Annotated in this window: 19 protein-coding genes; 10 read left to right on the forward strand and 9 right to left on the reverse strand. The window is 67.4% G+C overall.

Annotated features, from left to right (window positions below; genetic code table 11):
* Window positions 1-3: 3 nt before the first annotated feature.
* The 3 genes from FFS49_RS00600 to FFS49_RS00610 form a co-directional block, all read right to left on the reverse strand.
* On the reverse strand, window positions 4-1413 hold the full coding sequence (locus tag FFS49_RS00600) for an MFS transporter (protein ID WP_105818321.1): 1410 nt from the start codon (window positions 1411-1413) through the stop codon (window positions 4-6).
* Window positions 1410-1841: a nuclear transport factor 2 family protein gene (locus FFS49_RS00605; protein WP_105818320.1), complete on the reverse strand. Its 432-nt coding sequence runs from the start codon at window positions 1839-1841 to the stop codon at window positions 1410-1412. The genes FFS49_RS00600 and FFS49_RS00605 overlap by 4 nt, the downstream gene beginning before the upstream one ends.
* A gap of 116 nt (window positions 1842-1957) precedes the next feature.
* On the reverse strand, window positions 1958-2311 hold the full coding sequence (locus FFS49_RS00610; protein WP_105818319.1) for a DOPA 4,5-dioxygenase family protein: 354 nt from the start codon (window positions 2309-2311) through the stop codon (window positions 1958-1960).
* A gap of 492 nt (window positions 2312-2803) precedes the next feature.
* Here FFS49_RS00610 and FFS49_RS00615 point away from each other — a divergent pair, with 492 nt between their 5' ends.
* Genes FFS49_RS00615 through FFS49_RS00625 form a run of 3 tightly spaced genes read left to right on the forward strand, consistent with a single transcriptional unit; the run spans window position 2804 to window position 3893 of the window.
* Window positions 2804-3181 carry a hypothetical protein gene (locus tag FFS49_RS00615; protein ID WP_039349533.1) on the forward strand — a complete coding sequence of 126 codons (378 nt, stop codon included), beginning with the start codon at window positions 2804-2806 and terminating at the stop codon, window positions 3179-3181.
* 14 nt (window positions 3182-3195) lie between these two features.
* Window positions 3196-3408, forward strand: a complete 213-nt coding sequence (locus FFS49_RS00620; protein WP_105818393.1) for a hypothetical protein — start codon at window positions 3196-3198, stop codon at window positions 3406-3408.
* Window positions 3405-3893, forward strand: a complete 489-nt coding sequence (locus FFS49_RS00625; protein WP_039349537.1) for a hypothetical protein — start codon at window positions 3405-3407, stop codon at window positions 3891-3893. The genes FFS49_RS00620 and FFS49_RS00625 overlap by 4 nt, the downstream gene beginning before the upstream one ends.
* Window positions 3894-4123: 230 nt before the next feature.
* On the opposite strand, the gene hpnH is transcribed toward FFS49_RS00625, so the two are convergent.
* Window positions 4124-5284 (reverse strand): adenosyl-hopene transferase HpnH, encoded by a 1161-nt coding sequence (gene hpnH, locus FFS49_RS00630; protein WP_039349540.1) that lies wholly within the window; start codon window positions 5282-5284, stop codon window positions 4124-4126.
* A gap of 12 nt (window positions 5285-5296) precedes the next feature.
* Entirely contained in the window at window positions 5297-6238 is a 942-nt protein-coding gene (ispH, locus tag FFS49_RS00635; RefSeq protein WP_039349543.1) for a 4-hydroxy-3-methylbut-2-enyl diphosphate reductase, read from the reverse strand.
* Window positions 6239-6640: 402 nt separating this feature from the next.
* On the opposite strand from ispH, the gene FFS49_RS00645 reads away from it, so the two are divergent.
* Window positions 6641-7828 (forward strand): glycosyltransferase, encoded by a 1188-nt coding sequence (locus tag FFS49_RS00645; protein ID WP_039349546.1) that lies wholly within the window; start codon window positions 6641-6643, stop codon window positions 7826-7828.
* Window positions 7829-7945: 117 nt separating this feature from the next.
* On the opposite strand, the gene FFS49_RS00650 is transcribed toward FFS49_RS00645, so the two are convergent.
* Together FFS49_RS00650 and hpnA are read right to left on the reverse strand one after the other, a co-directional pair.
* Window positions 7946-9394, reverse strand: coding sequence for a phage tail protein (locus FFS49_RS00650; protein WP_105818317.1), 1449 nt, complete (start codon window positions 9392-9394; stop codon window positions 7946-7948).
* Window positions 9395-9502: 108 nt separating this feature from the next.
* Entirely contained in the window at window positions 9503-10510 is a 1008-nt protein-coding gene (gene hpnA / locus FFS49_RS00655; protein WP_011353724.1) for a hopanoid-associated sugar epimerase, read from the reverse strand.
* Between the two features lie 175 nt (window positions 10511-10685).
* Between hpnA and FFS49_RS00665 the strand changes: the two genes are divergently transcribed.
* The 3 genes from FFS49_RS00665 (at window position 10686) to FFS49_RS00675 (ending at window position 13420) form a co-directional block, all read left to right on the forward strand.
* Window positions 10686-10982 (forward strand): acylphosphatase, encoded by a 297-nt coding sequence (locus FFS49_RS00665; RefSeq protein WP_039349555.1) that lies wholly within the window; start codon window positions 10686-10688, stop codon window positions 10980-10982.
* A 16-nt stretch (window positions 10983-10998) separates the two neighbouring features.
* Window positions 10999-11898, forward strand: a complete 900-nt coding sequence (rarD, locus tag FFS49_RS00670) for an EamA family transporter RarD (RefSeq protein ID WP_105818316.1) — start codon at window positions 10999-11001, stop codon at window positions 11896-11898.
* A gap of 397 nt (window positions 11899-12295) precedes the next feature.
* Window positions 12296-13420, forward strand: a complete 1125-nt coding sequence (locus tag FFS49_RS00675; RefSeq protein ID WP_105818315.1) for an OpgC domain-containing protein — start codon at window positions 12296-12298, stop codon at window positions 13418-13420.
* 62 nt (window positions 13421-13482) lie between these two features.
* Here the strand turns inward: FFS49_RS00675 and FFS49_RS00680 are convergent, their stop codons facing one another.
* Window positions 13483-13689: a hypothetical protein gene (locus FFS49_RS00680; protein WP_105818314.1), complete on the reverse strand. Its 207-nt coding sequence runs from the start codon at window positions 13687-13689 to the stop codon at window positions 13483-13485.
* Between the two features lie 120 nt (window positions 13690-13809).
* Window positions 13810-15330: an oligopeptide:H+ symporter gene (locus FFS49_RS00685; protein ID WP_039349566.1), complete on the reverse strand. Its 1521-nt coding sequence runs from the start codon at window positions 15328-15330 to the stop codon at window positions 13810-13812.
* Between the two features lie 504 nt (window positions 15331-15834).
* Between FFS49_RS00685 and FFS49_RS00695 the strand changes: the two genes are divergently transcribed.
* The 3 genes from FFS49_RS00695 (at window position 15835) to FFS49_RS00705 (ending at window position 19158) form a co-directional block, all read left to right on the forward strand.
* Window positions 15835-16413 (forward strand): cupin domain-containing protein, encoded by a 579-nt coding sequence (locus FFS49_RS00695; RefSeq protein WP_039349569.1) that lies wholly within the window; start codon window positions 15835-15837, stop codon window positions 16411-16413.
* A gap of 179 nt (window positions 16414-16592) precedes the next feature.
* Window positions 16593-18206, forward strand: coding sequence for a peptide ABC transporter substrate-binding protein (locus tag FFS49_RS00700; RefSeq protein ID WP_071333840.1), 1614 nt, complete (start codon window positions 16593-16595; stop codon window positions 18204-18206).
* Between the two features lie 13 nt (window positions 18207-18219).
* Window positions 18220-19158, forward strand: coding sequence for an ABC transporter permease subunit (locus FFS49_RS00705; protein WP_039349576.1), 939 nt, complete (start codon window positions 18220-18222; stop codon window positions 19156-19158).
* The last annotated feature ends 2 nt before the right edge of the window (window positions 19159-19160 follow it).

Raw genomic sequence — 19160 nt, forward strand, 5'->3', positions numbered from 1 at the left:
GCGTCACCGACGCGTGGCGGTTTGTAGCTGCGCAGCCGGTTCGCCGGGTGCCCGTGACGGCCGCGCCGTGATCCACCACGTCGCGGCGGCGAGTGCCGACAAGCCTGTCGCGATGCCGAGCGCCACCCGCATCGCCGCCGGAAACGGCTGCAGCGTCGCGATGCACGCGCCGAAGATCGCCACCCCAAGCGCCGATCCACTTTGCCGCGCCGCGTTCAGCGCGGCCGCCGCCACGCCGGCGCGGCGCCGGTCGACCGTCCCGAGCGCCGGCGATGTCGCGGCCGGCGAGATGAATCCCGATGCGAAGCCGATCGCGAGCATCGGCGCGACGGCGAGCCACGCGGGTGTCGTCGCACCGATGCCCGTCATGCCGAGCGCGCCGCCCGCATAGAGCCCAAACGCCGCGCACATCGTGCCGCGCGCGCCGAAGCGAGCAACCAGCTTGCCCGAACACAGCCCGCCGAGCGCGACCATCGCGGTCATCGGCAGGAACGCGAGCCCCGTATCGAGCGGGCTCGCGCCGCGGACCTGCCGGTAGAACAGGCTGAGCACGAACAGCAAGCCGTAGAACACGAACGCCGACGCCATCGACACGAACGTCGATCCGGCGAACAGCCGGTTGCGGAAGAACGCGAGCGGCAGCATCGGTTCGCGGCGCCGCGCTTCGATCGCGATGAACGCGCTCCACGCGACGACGCTCGTCACCGCGCCGCCGATGATCGGCGCTGAGCGCCAGCCGAGCGACGGGCCTTCGATCAGCGTGCCGATCAGCGCCGCGATCGCGACGATGGCCGTAGCCTGACCGCCCCAGTCGACATGCCGCGATGCGTTGCCCGCGGCAGCGCGCACGACCGAGCGGCCGAGCCGGATGCCGGCCAGCCCGAGCGGCAGGTTCACGAAGAAGAGGCTGCGCCATCCGAACAGATGGATCAGCAGGCCGCCGATCAGCGGGCCCGACGCCATCGCGATGCCGCCGCAGCCCATCCACAGGCTGATCGCCGACGCGCGCGCAGCCGGTTCGGGGAAGGCGCGATTGAGCAGCGCGAGCGAGCAAGGCACCAGCATCGCGCTCCCGACGCCTTGCAGCGCGCGGGCGACTGCGAGCGCCGGGAGGCTCGGCGCGACGCCGCATAGCGCCGACGCGGCGACGAATACCGCGAGCCCGGCGATATAGACGTCGCGATCGCCGAGCCGGTCGCCGAGTGTGCCGCCGGTCATCAGCAGGCTCGCGAACGCGAGCGTGTACGCGTTCACGATCCACTGCAGCCCGGCTACGCGGCTGCCGAACGTATGGGCGATGTCGGTGAGCGCGACGTTGACGATGGACGCGTCGAGCAGCACGAGCGTGTAGCTCACGCAGGTCGCGGCGAGCACGCGGCGGGCCGCGGCGCGGTTCGGTGCGGCGCCCGTCATGCGCGGTCGGGCGCCGGCGTGGCGGCGCGCAGCGCGAGAAAGCCGGCCCATCCCCAGTACACGCGATGATGCGCGATCAGCCCGTCGCGCAGATCCATCACTTCGACGAGATCGACCTGGTCGCCGTCCGGCGTGGCGCGCGGATATTCCCACGTGAGCTGGCGGCCGTTCGAGAAGAACAGCCCGGTGCGATACCAGCGCCCGAGCTTGTTGCCCGGATTGCGCAGGCTCGCCGCGAAGAATGCGCCGATCGCGGCCTTGCCGTGCAGCACGCCGGAGCCGTGATCGGGCAGCGTGACGACGATCAGCGGCGTTTCGAGTATCGCGTCGTCCGCATACAGCGCCATCAGCGCATCGACGTCGCGCGCGACGACGGCCGCGTGCCAGCCTTCGTAAATGTGCCGGGCATCGGCGTGGGCGTGTGACATGGCGGGTTCCGGAAGCGTCGATAACGGAACCCACTGTATGGGCGCGCCGCCGCGGAACGTTTCACGTCGACCCGAAACGTGGATGTGCCGCGGCGCAGGCGGCCGCGTGCCGGCCGTTATCCGGCCAGCGCGTCGAGATTCAGCTGATACGACTTCCCGATCCACACCGCGCAATCGCGATGGTCGCGCAGTTCGTCGTTCGTATTCGGATGCAGGAAGATGTCGAGCGCCCCGTGGTTCAGCACGAGCCACGGCACGATGTCGTCGAAGCGCGCGGCGTCGAACGCGATCTGGTACGACCACGCCGGGTGCGGGCCGACGAGGCGTTCGTGAAAGCGGCCGAGTTCGATGACCGCGCCGAACCGTTCGTCGACGACCTGGCGAAACGCCCAGGCCGCGTCGCGGCTCGCCGCATCGAAATAGACGTGCGCGTGCCAACTCTGGATGGCGGTGATGTCGAGGGCAGCCATGGAAGGACTCGATGAAGATGGGAATGCATGAGGTGCCGTGCGAAACGGCCGATGTGTGATTATCGCGCGTCCTTGCCGTGCGCGTCGTGTCGCTATCCGGCAATCCGGACGCGATGACTTGTCCTGAATCACGAGAAACGTTCGATTCGATCGGGCCGGCGATTGCGGTGTCCGCACGCGCGAGATCACGCCGGAAGCCTTGTCGGCAGGTGCGCCGGTGGTGATCGCATCAGCAACATGTCATTTCCGAAATTGAAAAAGCGCTGCGTGCGCTGCTTCGGATCGTCTGAACAAATGCGATCAGGGCGTTGAATGAAATAAAGAAATTCCTGTTTGGCGGGATTCCCGCATGACGCAGTTTGCGCACCGGGTGTCGACACCGAAAATATCAATTGCGGAATCGGCTATTCATACGGAATGCAGCGCGTCATACGATGGTTTCAACGCATCGTCGAACATGATCGATGCGGGGACAACCACCTGGAGGCCACTATGCGATCCCTCGTTCCCGTTGCGGTACTTTCCTGCGCACTCGCTGCGCTGCCCGCCGTCAGTTTCGCTCAGTCCGCCGTGACGGACGGCGCCTCGAATGCCTCATGGTCGAGCTGGTCGGCGGCGCGTGCCGAAACCGACGCGCAACTGACGCAGATGACGCGCGCCGGCTATCGCGCGACGTCCGCCGGCAACCAGAACTATCCGCTCGCGATGCAGCGTGCGCTCGAACGTGTCCACAACCCCGTGCCGGACCGGTCGCGCGAAGAGCGGGCCGCGATGGAAGCGCGCGCCGCGCGCGATGTGCAGGGCGGCCATCCGGTCAAGGCGTTCTTCGTGAAGACCGCGTACTACCTGAAGGGCGAGAACACGTTCTGATGCAGGAGGCGAACATGGCTTGCACGATCCGATTTAACGGCGTCGTGCGCGCGTCGGCGCCGCGCCGGCTGCCGGACGCGCGAGCGGCGCAGCGGCGCGACGATGGGCACGGCGCGCGGCGTCGTGCGATGTACCTGCGCCACGCGCGCCGCGACGCCGTTGCGTGCCGCCTCGCATGGCCGGCATTCGAGGCGAGCGATGCGCCCGCCGACGGGAGCCCGTCATGAAAGGCTCCCGGAAAAACCGTCGCCACGTGCCGCTGACCCGCGAGTGGCTGCTGCCGCTGCCGCCCGTGCATGCACGCGACATCTCGCTGAAATGCCACATGGCGCTCGTCGCGCTGCGTAGCGGGCATGGCAACGAGGCGCTGCTGATGCGCTTGCGCACGAGTGTCTACCTCGTGTTCCTGGCGCTCGACGATGCGGTAGGCGCGGATGCGGACATCGACCTGTGCGTCGACGCGGAACGTGCGCTCGATGCGGGTGTGGCGCGCGCGGCGCAAAGCGGCGCATGGACGCTGCGCGACGACGAATGCGCAGTACTCGAGCCTGTGCTCGCGGCGAACGACACGTGCGTCACGACGCTCACGCGGCATCGGCTGGCCGAGCTATGGGAGCACGTCTGCGCGTTCGCGTCGAGCGGCCAGCCGGCACTCGTCGCGGGCGCGGCGGAGAAGATGCGCATGCATGCGGCCGAATCGCTGGCCGCGTAGCGTCGCACCGGTTTCGCAGGGAGGATGGAGGAGACAGGGCCGGCCGCACCGGCGCAGCGATACAGTCACGTTGATTCAGCGCATGCGTGACTGTCGCGGCAATCAATACGGTGACGGTGAAACGCGATGCAAAACCGCGGCCCAAAACAAAAGCGCCACGGAGCGGACTCCGTGGCGCTTCATTTTTTCCCGCCGGCGCGAAGGCGTGGCCTCCGCGCGGCGAAACGCACTCAGGCTGCGGCTGCCGGCTTCGCCGCCTTCTGCAGCTTGCCCTTGCCGGCGCGCTGGATTTCCTCGAGCTTGATCTCGACGTGGCGCGAGAACACGTACTCGGCCGGGCGCTGCTTGTCGATCGGAATGTCCGGAGCGAACGGGCCGTCGGTCTTGATGCCCTTGCGGCTGACGGCGAACGCCTTCAGCGGATGCGCCATCGTGTCCATCACGGCAGTTGCCTCGAAGCCGCAGTGGACCATGCAGTCCGCGCACTTCTCGTAGTTGCCGACGCCGTAGTTGTCCCAGTTCGTGTCTTCCATCAGTTCCTTGAAGGTCTTCACGTAACCTTCGCCGACCAGGTAGCACGGCTTCTGCCAGCCGAACACCGTACGCGCCGGGTTGCCCCACGGCGTGCACTTGTACGTCTGGTTGCCGGCCAGGAAGTCGAGGAACAGCGACGACTGGCTGAACGACCAGCGCTTGCCGCCTTCGCCGCGCTTCAGGATTTCGCGGAACAGGTTCTTCGTCTTGTCGCGGTTCAGGAAGTGCTGCTGATCCGGCGCGCGCTCGTACGCGTAGCCCGGCGACACGGTGATGCCGTCGACGCCGATCGGCTTCAACGTATCGAAGAACTTCGCGACGCGCTCGGGGATCGCATCGTTGAACAGCGTGCAGTTGATGTTCACGCGGAAGCCGCGGCGCTTCGCTTCCTTGATGGCCGCGACCGCCTTGTCGTACACGCCTTCCTGCGACACCGAGTGATCGTGCATCTGCGCGTCGCCGTCGAGGTGGACCGACCAGACGAAATACGGGCTCGGCTGGTAGTCGTCCATCTTCTTTTCCATCAGCAGCGCATTCGTGCAGAGGTAGACGAACTTCTTGCGCTTCATGATGCCGCGGACGATTTCCGGCATTTCCTTGTGCAGCAGCGGCTCGCCGCCCGCGATCGACACGATCGGCGCGCCGCATTCGTCGACCGCTTCCAGGCATTCCTGGACGGACAGACGCTGGTTCAGGATGGGGTCCGGATAATCGATCTTGCCGCAGCCGTTGCACGCGAGGTTGCAGCGGAACAGCGGCTCGAGCATCAGCGCGAGCGGATAGCGTTTGTTGCCGGACAGGTGTTGGCGCGTGATGTACGCGCCGACGCGGACTTGCTGGAGCAGCGGAATAGACAAGAGATGTCCTCCTTAAACTTCGCGGGCGACAGCTTGCGTGAGCTTCGCCGGCAGCTTGAATTCGACTTTTTCCTCACGGCCCGCCATCGTCGTGACGTCGACGGGACCCAGCGCGCGCAACGCGCCGATGACATCTTCGACCATCTCCTCGGGCGCGGACGCCCCGGCGGTCAGGCCCACGGTCTTCGCATTCGCGAACCATTCGGCCTTTACTTCCGAACCGTCGGCGACGAGGTAGCTCGGCACACCGCTTTCGGTGCCGATCTCGCGCAGGCGGTTCGAGTTCGAGCTGTTCGTCGCACCGACCACGAGCAGCACGTCAACCTGTTCGCTCAGCTCGCGCACGGCGGCCTGGCGATTTTGCGTCGCGTAGCAGATGTCGCGCGTGTCCGGGCCGACGAGGTCGGTGAACCGGCGCTGCAGCGCTTCGATGATGCCGCGCGTATCGTCCACCGACAGCGTGGTCTGCGTAATGTACGCGACCGGCGTGTCGACGGGCAGCGTCAGCGTATCGACTTCGGCTTCGCTCTGCACGAGGATCACCTCGGCCGGAATCTGGCCGATCGTCCCCTCGACTTCCGGGTGGCCCGCGTGGCCGATCAGGATCAGCCGGCGGCCCGCCGCGACATACTGGCGGCCTTGCACGTGCACTTTCGTGACGAGCGGGCAGGTCGCGTCGAGCACGTCGAGCCCGCGCGTTTCCGCGTCGCGCTCGACCGTCTGGGCGACACCGTGCGCGCTGAAGATCGCGACAGCGCCGTGGGGCACCTCGTCGAGTTCCTCAACGAATCGGGCCCCTTTATTACGCAGATTCTCGACGACATGCCGGTTATGCACGATCTCATGACGCACATAGACCGGCGCACCGTGCTGTTGCAGCGCGCGATCGACGATCTCGATCGCACGGACAACCCCCGCACAAAAGCCGCGGGGCTGGGCAAGGATGACTCGCATAGGTGAGCGAACTCCGACGACAGACGCCGGGGTTCGAGGAGCTGGCACTCGCTCGCTCGCCCCGGCTTGATGTTATGAAGGCAGGAACGAACCGGCCGGCCAGGCCCCGGAACCCCGAATTAATCGCGCATTTTAACCCTATCGGGAACTCCTTGCTCTGGTGCTGTATCCGGCGTGTTGCATTTGCGGGAGAACCGCGTCGGCGCTGGCGCGCGCGGAACCCAGTAAACTACGCGGTTTCGCGGGCAGCCGCTCCGGCTGCCCGGCGTCGCGCTCATTTCAAGGCCATTCGATGACCGTCGATTCTTACGCGTATTGCCCGGCCGCCCGTGCGGTTTCGGGCGTTTTGTTCCCGACCCCTATTGATTTCGCCGTCGCCGGCGTCCGACAGGGGGCGCGCCGATGATGCTGGTTCTTGCATTCCTGGTGTCCGGCCTGTCGCTGATGATCTGGATCGTGCTGCTCGTCGCGCGCGGCGGTTTCTGGCGCGCGGTGCCCGCGCGGCCGCTGCCGCCGGAGGCGCGCGGCGCCGCGGCCGAGGCCGGCTGGCCGGCCGTCGTCGCGGTCGTGCCGGCGCGCAACGAGGCCGACGTGATCGCCCGGGCGGCGACTTCGCTGCTCGAGCAGGATTACCCGGGCGAATTTCATCTGATCATTGTCGATGACCACAGCGACGACGGCACCGCCGACGCGGCGCGCGCGGCGGCGCTCGCGATCAACCGCGCCGACCGGCTGACGGTGCTGGCCGCGAAGCCGCTGCCGGCCGGATGGTCGGGCAAGGTGTGGGCGCAGTCGCAGGGGATTGCCGCGGTGCAGACGCTCGGCCTGCCGGCCGACTACCTGCTGCTGACGGATGCCGACATCGGCCATCCGCCCGACGCCGTCGCGCAGCTCGTCACGCGCGCGCAGGCCGAGAACCGCGATCTCGTGTCGCTGATGGTGCGGCTGCGCTGCGATTCGTTCTGGGAGAAGGCGCTGATCCCGGCGTTCGTGTTCTTCTTCGCGAAGCTCTACCCGTTCTCGTGGATCAACAATCCGCGCAACCGGACGGCCGGCGCCGCGGGCGGCTGCATGCTCGTCAAGCGCACGGCGCTCGAGGAAGCGGGCGGCATCGAGTCGATCCGTGGCGCGCTGATCGACGACTGCAGCCTCGCCGCGCAGATCAAGCATCGCGGCGAAGGCCGCCATCCGATCCGGCTCGACCTGGCCGACCGCAGCGTGTCGTTGCGCCCGTACGACAGCTGGCGCGACATCTGGAACATGATCGCGCGCACCGCGTTCACGCAGCTGCACTATTCGCCGTTGCTGCTGGCCGGCACGCTGCTCGGGATGACGATCATCTATCTCGTGCCGCCCGCCGCGGCGCTCGCGTACGGCGCGCGCGCATGGCCGGCGTGGCTCGCATGGGCGTCGATGTGCGCCGCGTATGCGCCGATGCTGCGCTACTACCGGCGCTCGCCGCTGTGGGCGCCGGCGCTGCCGCTCGTCGCGCTGTTCTACGTCGGCGCGACGTTCGCGTCCGCGTGGCGCTACTGGCGCGGCAAGGGCGGCCAGTGGAAGGCGCGCGTGCAGGCGCCGGTGGAGCGCTGAGTCTTGCCCGGGAGGCGTGCCTCCCGGCAGCCGGAAAGCAAACAGCCCGATCGGTGGAAACCGGTCGGGCTGTTTCGTTTTGGGCGGTGCCTGTTCGGCGGTGCGGCGTGCCGGCGCTCAGCGCTGGGTCAGCATCATGTACATCTGGACCACGACGTCCGGCGAGAACGTGAACGGCACCCAGCCGTAGCCCGTGTGGCGGGCCACCAGCAGGCGGTCGCCGTTCGCCTGCTTCTGCACGGCCATCATCGGGTTCTTCGTCGTCACGAAGCGCCAGCCGGCCGGGATGCCGGGCGGCGGCTCCGGCTGCATCGACGCGCGCGCATGCGCGAGTTCCTCGATCAGCTGGCCCAGCTGCTCCGGATGCAGCGTGATCGATTCGCCGTTGATGGTCAGCGTGAGTTCGTTCTGCGTCGGGCGCGACACGTGCAGCGTCGCTTTGTCGGACGGGGCCGGGGCGACGTCGGCTTCGGCTTCGACTTCAACCGGCGCTTCGGCTTGCGCCGTCGCGACGACGGCCGTTTCGGCGTCGGCCGTCGAATCCACCGTTTCGGCCGCAGCCGGCGCGGGCGCGATCACGGCCGGCTCCGCCGCCGGCGTAGCGGCCGGCGCAGGTTCGACGACTTCGGCTGCAACTGCCGGGGCGGCGACTGCGCTCGTCGCGGCTTCCTTGACGACGGCCTCGACCAGCGCCTCGGCGTCGGCGATGGCCTTCGCGTGGTGCTGCGCAGCCGCTTCGGCTTGTGCGATCGCTTCGGCATGACGCTGCGTGACGGCCTCCGCCTGGGCGGTGGCATCGGCGTGGCGCTGCGCGGCCGCCTCGGCCTGCGCGATCGCTTCGGTATGGCGTTGCGTGACGGCTTCGGCCTCGGCGGTTGCCTCGGCATGACGCTGCGCGGCGGCCTGCGTTTCGGCGATCGCCAGCGTGTGCTGCTGCGCGAGCGCTTCGGCTTCCGCGATTGCAGCCGTGTGGCGTTGGGCGGCGGCTTCGGCCTCGGCGATGGCGGCTGCGTGACGCTGCGTGGCCGCTTCGGCCTCGGCAGTCGCCTCCGCGTGCCGCTTCGCGGCGGCTTCGGCTTCGGCAGTCGCGGCTGCATGGCGCTGCGCGGCCGCTTCGGCTTCGGTGGCTGCCGCGTGATGACGCTGCGCGGCGGCCTCGGCTTCGGCGATCGCTGCCGCGTGGCGCTGCGACGCTGCTTCGGCATCCGCATGACGTTGCGCGAGTGCTTCGGTCAGTGCGGTGGCTTCCGCATGGCGCTGCGACGCGGCTTCGGCTTGCGCGGTGGCATCGGTATGACGCTGGGCGGCGGCTTCGGCCGCGGCGGTCGCGCTGGCGTGGCGCTGCTGCGCAGCCTCGGCGTCGGCGGCTGCTGCCGTGTGGCGTTGTGCGGCGGCTAGCGCTTCGGCTTCCGCGGCGGCGTGACGCTCTGCCGCGGCCCGGGCCTCCGCTGCCGCGGCGCGTGCGAAGGCTTCCGCGCTGCGTGCCGCCTGCTGCGCGGCGTGGTGATCGTGGAGGAGCTGATCGACGCCCGTGGCGAGCGAAGCGATCTGATCGTTCAGGTTCATGCGTGTCTTCTCTGCGTAAGACCCGCGATTTTAACCGCTGCGCCGGTAGCGGGCCGCGCGGGACGTGTAACAAAGTGCGCAAAGCGGCGTGAAGCACGCCGCTTTGTGTTACTTCAGGTAGCCCGCGGAGCCGAACCAGTCGAGCGCATCGCGCAGCCCTTCACGGTACGGGCGCGCCCGGTAGCCGAGCTCGCGCTCGGCCTTCGCGGACGTGAAATACATCTTGTTCTTCGACATCCGCAGCCCGTCCACGGTGACGAACGGCTCCTTCTTCGTGAACTTCGCGACCGCTTCCGCACCGACCGCGAGCGGGTAGAGCGGCCAGCGCGGCAGCGCGATCGTCGGCGCCTTGCGGCCCGTCATCTGCGCGATGTCGGCGAGCATCTGCTGCAGCGGCAGGTTCTCGCCGCCGAGGATGTAGCGCTCGCCGATCCGGCCGCGCTCGAGCGCGAGGAAGTGGCCGTGCGCGACGTCGTCCACGTGCACGAGGTTCAGCCCCGTGTCGACGAACGCGGGAATCTTGCCGAGCGCGGCTTCGACGATGATGCGGCCGGTCGGCGTCGGCTTCACGTCGCGCGGGCCGATCGGCGTCGACGGATTGACGATCACGGCCGGCAGCCCTTCGTCGGCGATCATCCGCTCGACCGCGCGTTCCGCGAGCACCTTGCTGCGCTTGTACACGCCGATCGCCTGCTCGGCCGTGAGCGGCCGGTTTTCGTCGGACGGGTCGCCGGCGCTCGTCACCTTCAGCGTCGCGACGCTGCTCGTGTAGACGATCCGCTCGACGCCTTCCGCGCGCGCCGCGCGCATCGTCGCGACCGCCCCTTCGAGGTTCGCGCGCTCGATCTCGTCGGGATCGGGCGCCCACAGCCGGTAGTCGGCTGCCACGTGCAGCAGGTAGCGCACGCCGCGCAGCGCGGCGCGCATCGACGCTTCATCGCGCATGTCGCCGGTGACGATCTCGGCGTCGAGATCCGCCACGTTCGTGCGCGGGCTGGTCGGGCGCACGAGCACGCGCACCGCATAGCCTTTCTGCTGCGCAATGCGCGCGACGGCCGAGCCGACGAAGCCGGATGCGCCGGTGACGAGAACGAGATCGCGGGAGGTATCAGTCATGCGTTTCCTTCGGGGCCGCGCGCGGGCGGCGCGGCGGTTGAGCATCGGCGAGATTGTACGTGGTCGGCGCGTGCGGCGACGCCGGGCCGTGACGGGGCGAACGGGCTCCGACCCGTGTGCGAAGCGGCCGACGCGACTACAATGCCGGGCTTGAATGCAACGGGAGGGCGACGCGATGAGCCGCAATGAACTGGACGAACGGATCGAGACCTACTACGTGCGGGTGCGCGGCGTCGTGCAGGGCGTCGGCTTCCGTCATGCGACGGTGCGCGAGGCGCATGCGCTGAAGCTGCGCGGCTGGGTCGCGAATCTCGAGGACGGCACCGTCGAGGCGATGATCCAGGGCCCCGGCGCGCAGATCGACCGGATGCTCGCGTGGCTGCGCCACGGGCCGCCGGCCGCGCACGTGACCGAGGTGACGTTCGAGGAACGCCGGACCGAGAAGCGCTTCGAGCGTTTCCAGCAGCAGTAAGCGGCGCGGAACGATCATGACGGGGTATCCGGAGGCCGGGCGCGGCCTCGTGTTGTCGGTGATGGCATCGACGCTGTTCGCGCTGATGTCCGCCTACGCGAAACTGCTCGCGCCGCTCACGGGGCTCGACATCTTCGCGTGGCGCGTGTTGTGGACCGCACCGGGCGCAGTTGCGCTGATCGCGTTGCGCGGCCGCTGGCCGGCGCTCGTCGACCTCGTTCGGCGCAGCGTGCGCGACTGGCGCCTGCTGATTGCGCTGCCCGTGAGCGCCGGGCTGCTCGGCGCGCAGTTGTGGCTGTTCCTGTGGGCGCCGCTGCACGGCCGCATGCTCGAAGTGTCGCTTGGCTATTTCCTGCTGCCGCTGACGATGGTGCTCGTCGGCCGCTTCCACTATCACGAGCGGCTCGATCCGCTGCAATGGGCGGCGGTCGCGTGCGCCGCGCTCGGCGTCGCGCACGAAGTGTGGGCGACGCGCGCGTTCGCGTGGCCGACGCTCGTCGTCGCGCTCGGCTATCCGCCGTATTTCGTGCTGCGCCGGCGGATCAATGCCGATTCGCTCGCCGCGTTCGCGGTCGAGATCGCGCTGCTGTGCCCGGTCGCGTTCGCGATGGTCGCGACGAGCCTGACGCAGGTGGCCGACCATCCGGTGCTGTGGGCCGCGCTGCTGCCGGGCCTCGGCGTGCTCAGCACGCTCGCGCTCGCGAGCTACCTGAAGGCGAGCCGGATGCTGCCGATGGCGCTGTTCGGGATTCTCGGCTACGTCGAACCCGTGCTGCTCGTCGCGGTGTCGCTGCTGCTGCTCGGCGAGACGCTGAGCGTGGCGAAGCTCGCGACGTACGGGCCGATCTGGGTCGCCGTTGCACTGACCGCTTGGCACAGCGCGATGCTGATGCGGCGCCTGCCCACGCGCGGATAAGCGTCGATCGCGATGCGGCCGCTGCATGCCGCGTGCCGTGTCGTGCATCGCAAAACAACCACGCCGCAGCGGTCGAACGCATCGATGCTGGCCGCAAACTGGCGTCGCGCTGACGCGAGTCTGGCGACGCTGCCCGCCTGGCACGACAAGGCTCGCGCGTGTAATCGAACAGAAGATTCGGTTGCACTTTGTTACTTAGGGTCTCCCCGGATCGGCCATTAGACTGGCCTTACTGACTTCCCTACGTATGCAGCTTTTCAATGAACGGTCATCTCCGTGCCTGGCCGGCCGGGTTGGCGCGATGCGGGCATACGCGCATCGCCGCTGATCGCGCTCGCCTTCTTCTCCCCGATCCACCTTCCGGTGCGTGCCGCACCGCCGTCGTGCAGGTGTGCTCATGTCGTTGAGCACGCCGCCTTCCGCCGCGTTTGCACCGTCGCGCAGCGGCCGCCTGGTCGAAGTCGATTTCTTCCGCGGCATCGTGCTGTTGATGATCGTCGTCGATCACATCGGCGCGAGCGTGCTGTCGCGCGTCACGCTGCACGCGTTCGCGCTGTGCGATGCGGCCGAGGTCTTCGTCTTTCTCGGCGGCTTCGCGACCGCGAGCGCCTATGGCGCGATTGCCGAGCGGCACGGCGCGCGCGCCGCGCAAAAGCGCTTCGTGCGCCGTGCGATGCAGATCTACCGCGCGTTTCTCGCGACCTCGACGCTGATGCTCGTCGTGTCGGCCGTGCTTGACCACTTCGGGATCGATGCGCCGAACCTCGCGCTCGACGACGTCAGCGTGATGCTCGCGTCGCCGCTCACCGGTGCAGCCGAGCTGCTGACCTTCCAGCGCCAGCCGTATCTCGCGTCGGTGCTGCCGATGTACGTGCTGTTCGCGCTCGCGTCGCCGGTGCTCGTGCCGTTCGCGCGGCGGCATCCGTGGCTGCTCGTCGCGCTGAGCATCGCGTCATGGCTGACGGCCGGCTGGCTCGGCCCCGAGCTGCTGGATTCCGACGGGTTCCGCTGGAGCTTCAATCCGTTCGCGTGGCAGCTGATGTTCGTCGCCGGCGTGCTCGCGCGCTGCCAGCCGTTCTACCGGCGCGTCGCGCTCGGGCGCTGGGGGGCCGCCGCGACCGGGCTCGCGTGCGCGGTCGTGCTCGGCTGCGCGAGCTACAAGCTGTTCTCGGGGCTGCCGCTGCCGGAAGGCGTGTTCAAGCGCGATCTCGCGCTGCCGCGCGTCGTGAGCTTCGCGGCCATTGCGTGGGTGATGGCCGACTGCGTGCGCTTCGGCTGGATCGCGCGGATCGCGCAGGGCGTGCGGCCCGTCGTGGCCGTGGGCCAGCGCGGGCTGATCTGCTTCGTCGCGGGCGCGGCGATCTCGCTCGTCATCGATTCGTTGCTGCATCCGGTCGTGCGCAGCGCGGATCTGCGGCATGTCGGCGTAGGCCTCGCTGCCGACGCGTGCGCGCTCGGGCTGATGATGGCCGTGGCCGGTTCGGGAACGTGGATCGCGCGGTGGCGCGGCGCGGCCGCGTGAGCGGCGCGGGACGCAGCGCGTGCGGCACGGAGCGCGTGCGGCACGGAGCGTGCTGCGCGGCGTCAGTGAGGTGAGCCGATACGGGAGCGGGGAACGGCGGTGGCGTCGTCGGATTCTGCGTCGTCGCGTTCGTCGGGCGCCGGATCGTCGCGTTCCGCGAGTACCGCGTCGGCTTCGGCCGCGGCGCGCGCGGCCCGTATCGCGGTGCAGCGCTGAGCGTGCCGGATGTCCGACAGTATCCTCAACAGCCGCGTTGCTTTGCTTTTCATCGTCTTCTCCCGCCAGTGCGCATCGCGCGAAGCGGATGCGTTTCCTGCATCCAGTGTAGGACGCGTTCGCGTGCCTGGCGGGAGAATGTGGCGTGCACGCCGCACGCCGAGGGATATTACTTACTGCGCGGCGGCGGCGCCCTGTGCCTGCAGCGCTTCTTCGCGGCGTTCTTCCGCACAACGCTGGTGCTGGCGCGACAGGCGGTTCATCAGCGGCAGCAGCAGCAGCGCGAGCAGCATGCCGATCGCGGCGAGCCAGCCGAGCTTCTCGAACAGCGACAGGTAGAGCGGCAGCGATTCGGTGGCCGGCAGATCGTGCGACGGCATCTGCGCGAAGTTCGCGACGACGCTGCCCAGATACTGCGACACGCCCGTTGCGACGAAGTACGCACCCATCATGAAGCCGCTCATGCGCGCCGGCACGTAGCGGGCGATCATCGCGAGGCCGAGGCCGCTCACCAGCAGTTCGCCGAGCGAGTAGAGGCCGTAGCCCCACACCATGAACCACGACGACACACGGCCGTCGACCGCGTAGCGGCCGCTGATCGTGAACACCAGGTAGCCTGCGGCCACTGCGCCGAAGCCGAGCGCGTACTTCGCGGCGACCGGCAGGTCACGGCCGCCCTTCGCGACGGCGTTGTAGACCCACACGAGCACCGGGCTCAGCAGCATGATCCAGATCGGGTTCAGCGCCTGGAACTGCGCGGCGCTCCACGTGAACAGCGTCGTACCGAACAGCATGAAGCGCGGATCGACGTTGCGCAGCGCGAACAGCGTCAGCGACGTCGACATCTGCACGTAGAAGATGAAGAACAGGATCACCTGGCCGATCAGCACGAGCGCCGCGATCAGGCCCGCGCGCTCCGAGCGCTCCGACTTCGCGATCATGTACGCGAAGATCGCGAGGATCGCGAACGCGGCCGTCCACACGCTGGCGACGGCGAGCTGCTTGTGCTGCAGCACGTACAGCGTGATCAGCGCGAGCCCGACACCGCCCAGCGCGACCGCGCCGAGGCGCTTCCAGCGGATCGGCTGGTCGTCCGGCAGCGAGCCGACGTGCGCGAGCGTGCGATGCATCAGCATGAAGTTGAGGATCGCGAGCAGCATGCCGCCGCAGCAGACCGCGAACGCGGTGTGCCAGCCCCAGTGATCCTTGATCCACGGCGTCGCGAGCATCGACACCGTCGAGCCGATGTTGACCGCCATGTAGTAGATCGTGAACGCGCTGTCGATGCGCGCGTCGTCGCCTTCATAGATGCGGCGCACGAGGTTGGCCGCATTGGCCTTGAACAGGCCGTTGCCGACGACGATCACGCCGAGCGACGCGTACATGTACGTCAGGTGATCGTTCGGTACCGACAGCATCAGGTAGCCGGCGCACAGCACGGACGCGCCGATGATCATCGTGCGACGGGCGCCGAGCACCTTGTCGCCGATCCAGCCGCCGATCGACGGCGCCGCGTAGACGAGTGCGGTGAACGCACCCCAGGTCAGGTTCGCATGGCTGTCGGTGAAACCGAGCCGGTCGACCATGAAGAGGACCAGGAGCGCGGCCATGCCGTAGTAGCCGAAGCGCTCCCACATTTCGATGAGGAAGACCGTCGTGAACGATCGGGTTTGTGAAACAGGTGGTTGCATCATCAATCTCGTTTGAAACGGACGGCACGGATCGCGCGTCGTCTTTTTTGGGGTCGAACTCGCGCCGGTGCACAATGGGGCCGGGTAGGCTTCGTGCTGGCGATGGAACAGTCGGGCGGTTAGCCCGGGCCGGGGTCTGACGCCGCCTGGTGTGGCGGCGAGGGGCCCCGACCGGCGCGCGCATGGTAGCGGCTACCGGTCCGGTGCGTCACGTACCTGCCACCTAGGGAAACTCCTAATGTGGCAGTAGCTTTCAGGAACATTCGTCTCATCATCTATTTGTAAGCTTTCGTGCCGGCTCTCCGAAGATTCCCGGAGAGCCGCTTGCAGCTTGCCTGTGAAGCCGGCGAGTCTGGCAAGATAGCGCGTCGTTTCGCTCGCTTCGTGTCCCGTTTAGTGCACCGGGCTTGACACCGAAGACGGGCGCGAACCCGAAGACTAAGCTATATCGTTCTAACTTAGTTATTTTCCATCAAACATTTTTTGACGATCACTTTTCGGCCTGCTATGGTTCCCCCCACTGAAAACTCGCGGTCCGCAGACGCTGCCGCTCTCGGCAGCAAGATTCGCGCGTTGCGCCAACGACTCAAGCGCACGCTCGACGACACCGCTACCGCCGCGGGGATTTCGAAGCCGTTTCTGTCTCAAGTCGAACGCGGGCTCGCGTCGCCGTCGCTGACATCGTTGGCCGGTATCGCGCACGCGCTCGGTGTGACGGTGCAGTACTTCGTGGATACGCCGAGCGAGGAACGCTCGGTTTGCCGAGGCGAGCAGTTGCGCTTCTTCGGGTTTGCCGATTCGGCGAACCTGTTCGCGAGGCTGACGAACGTATCCGAAGGGCGCCAGCTGGAGGCGATCCTCGTGAGGATGCCGCCGGGGCAGAAGCGGTCTGAGGTGACGACACACGCAGGAGAGGAGTTCCTGTATGTGATTGAAGGGGAAGTGTCGCTGACGCTGGAAGGCAAGACGTTCGTCCTGCAGGCCGGCGATAGCTCGCACTATCAGTCGACGGTCCCGCACAGCTGGGTCAACACCGCGAAGATCGAGTCGGTGGTGGTCTGGGTCGGTACGCCTAGGCTGTTCTAACGCACAGGTATTCCTTCGTTTCGAAGACGGAATGCCTGTCGAAAGAAACGTAAGGAATACTAAAATGCTATACGAGAATCACGGGCCTCCTCAATCGCTGCACCCGTCAGCGTCTCACGCGTAAGCCGCGGCATCCGCCGCGCGACGCTCACCGAACAACCCTTCTCAAGACTGCCACGATGAAATCCTTGCATGCCATGTCGGCCGTGCTGGCCGCGCTCGCCCTGACGCCTGCCGCCCACGCCGTTACCGTTCCGTCGAACGTCGCGCTCGCGCCCCAACAGGACCTGACGCGACAGGTGCCTGCCGAAGTCGAGTCGCTCGACCCCGCGCACATCGAATCGTGGACCGGCAACACGATCGGCCTCGACCTGTTCGAAGGGCTGGCCCGCATCGATGCCGCCGGCCAGGTCGTGCCGGGTGTCGCGCTGTCGTGGGAGCGCAAGTCGCCGACGACGTGGATCTTCAAGCTTCGCCGTGACGCGAAGTGGAGCAACGGCCAGCCGGTGACGGCCGCCGATTTCGTCTATTCGTGGCAGCGCCTCGTCGATCCGAAGACGGGCTCGAAATACACGATCCTCGTCGAGTTCATCAAGAACTCGAAGGACATCATCGCGGGCAAGGCCGCGCCGTCGACGCTCGGCGTGCGCGCGGTCGATCCGTACACGCTCGAAGTGACGACCGACGTGCCCGTCGCGTTCTTCCCCGAGCTGACCGCGATGGCGCCGCTCGTGCCGGTGAACAAGGACGCGGTCGCGAAGTTCGGCGATGCATGGACGCGCCCGGGCAACCTCGTCAGCAACGGCGCATACCAGCTCGTCGACTGGCAGCCGAACAACCGCATCGTGATCTCGAAGGATGCGAAGTACTGGAACGCGCCGAAGGTCGTGATCAACAAGGTCACGTACCTGCCGATCGAAAGCGACGAAACCGCGATGCGCATGTACCAGGCCGGCCAGATCGACTACAGCTACTCGATCCCGTCGGGCATCTTCCAGCAGGTCAGCAAGCAGTTCGGCGGCGAGCTTCGCCAGGGCCTGCAGCTCGCGACGTACTACTACTACCTGAACAACAGCGACGCGGCGCTGAAGGACAAGCGCGTGCGCCAGGCGCTGTCGATGGTGATCGATCGCGACGTGCTCACGTCGAAGCTCACGCAGGCCGGCGAGAAGCCGATGTACGGCCTGATGCCGAACGGTACGAAGGGCGTGCAGCAACCGTTCACGCCGGAATGGGCGTCGTGGCCGATGGCCAAGCGCATCGCGGCCGCGAAGGACCTGCTCAAGCAGGCCGGTTACTCGGACGCGAAGCCGCTGTCGTTCACGCTCACGTACAACACCAACGACCTGCACAAGAAGGTCGCGCTGTTCACGTCATCGGAGTGGCGCACGAAGCTCGGCGTCAACACGAAGCTCGAGAACGTCGAATTCAAGGTGCTGATGAAGCAGCGGCATGACGGCAAGGTGCAGATCGCGCGCGACGGCTGGTTCGCCGACTACAACGACGCGATGACCTTCTTCGACCTGATCCGCTGCGGCAGCGCGCAGAACACCGTCGGCTACTGCAACAAGCAGGTCGACGCGCTCGTCGACGAAGGCAACCAGAAGCTCGACGACCAGGCGCGCGCCGCGCTGCTCACGCAGGCGCACGACACGGCGCTGAACGACACGCCGATGGTGCCGCTGTTCCAGTATTCGGCCGACCGTCTCGTGAAGTCGTACGTGGGCGGCTATTCGCTGAAGAACGTGATCGACATGCGTGCTTCGCAGGACATGTACCTGATCAAGCACTGAGCCCGGAGCGATCATGCTGGCCTACGCATTGAGGCGCACGTTGTGGGCGGTGCCGACGATCCTCGCGGTCGTCACCGTCTGCTACCTGCTCCTGCATTTCACGCCCGGCGGCCCGTTCGATACGGAGAAGCAGCTGTCCGCCGCCACGCTCGCGAACCTGAACGCGAAGTACCACCTCGACGAGCCGCTGTGGAAGCAGTACCTGCTGTACCTGAACGCGCTGCTGCACGGTGATCTCGGCCCGTCGTTCCGCTACGTCGACTGGTCCGTGAACGATCTCGTGAAGAAGGCGCTGCCCGTGAGCCTCGGCGTGGGCGGCGTGTCGATCCCGATCTCGATCGTGTGCGGCGTGCTGCTCGGCACCGTCGCGGCCGTGCGCCGCGACAGTTTCATCGACCGCTTCGTGATGCTGATCGGCAACTTCGGCAACGTCATCCCGCCGTTCGTGCTCGGCCCCGTGCTCGTGTGGATCTTCGCGATCCTGCTGAAGACGTCGTCCGGCAACGGCTGGCTGCCGGCGGGCGGCTGGGGTGACGGCGGCTGGCAGTACCGGCTGCTGCCGATCGTGCTGCTGACCTTCATCAACATGTCGCTGCTCGCACGCGTGATGCGCGGCTCGATGATCGAGACGCTGTCGAGCAACTACATCCGCACCGCGCGCGCGAAGGGCCTGCCGGGCTCGACGATCGTGCTGCGCCATGCGCTCAAACCCGCACTGATGCCGGTCGTGTCGCTGTTCGGCACGGTCTGCATCACGTCGATCACGGCGGCCGTCGTCACCGAATCGGTGTTCGCGCTGCCGGGCCTCGGGCAACTCGTCGTGAACGGCGCGATCAACCGCGATTACACGCTGGTGCTCGGGCTCGTCGTGCTGACGACCGTCTTCGCGGTGCTGTTCAACCTGCTGGTCGACCTCGCGTACGCATGGCTCGATCCGCGCATCCGTTATTGAGC

Origin of the sequence: Burkholderia sp. 4NA327C6, assembly GCF_005502655.1 — a bacterium.
In the GTDB taxonomy this organism is placed as follows: Bacteria; Pseudomonadota; Gammaproteobacteria; order Burkholderiales; family Burkholderiaceae; genus Burkholderia; species Burkholderia contaminans.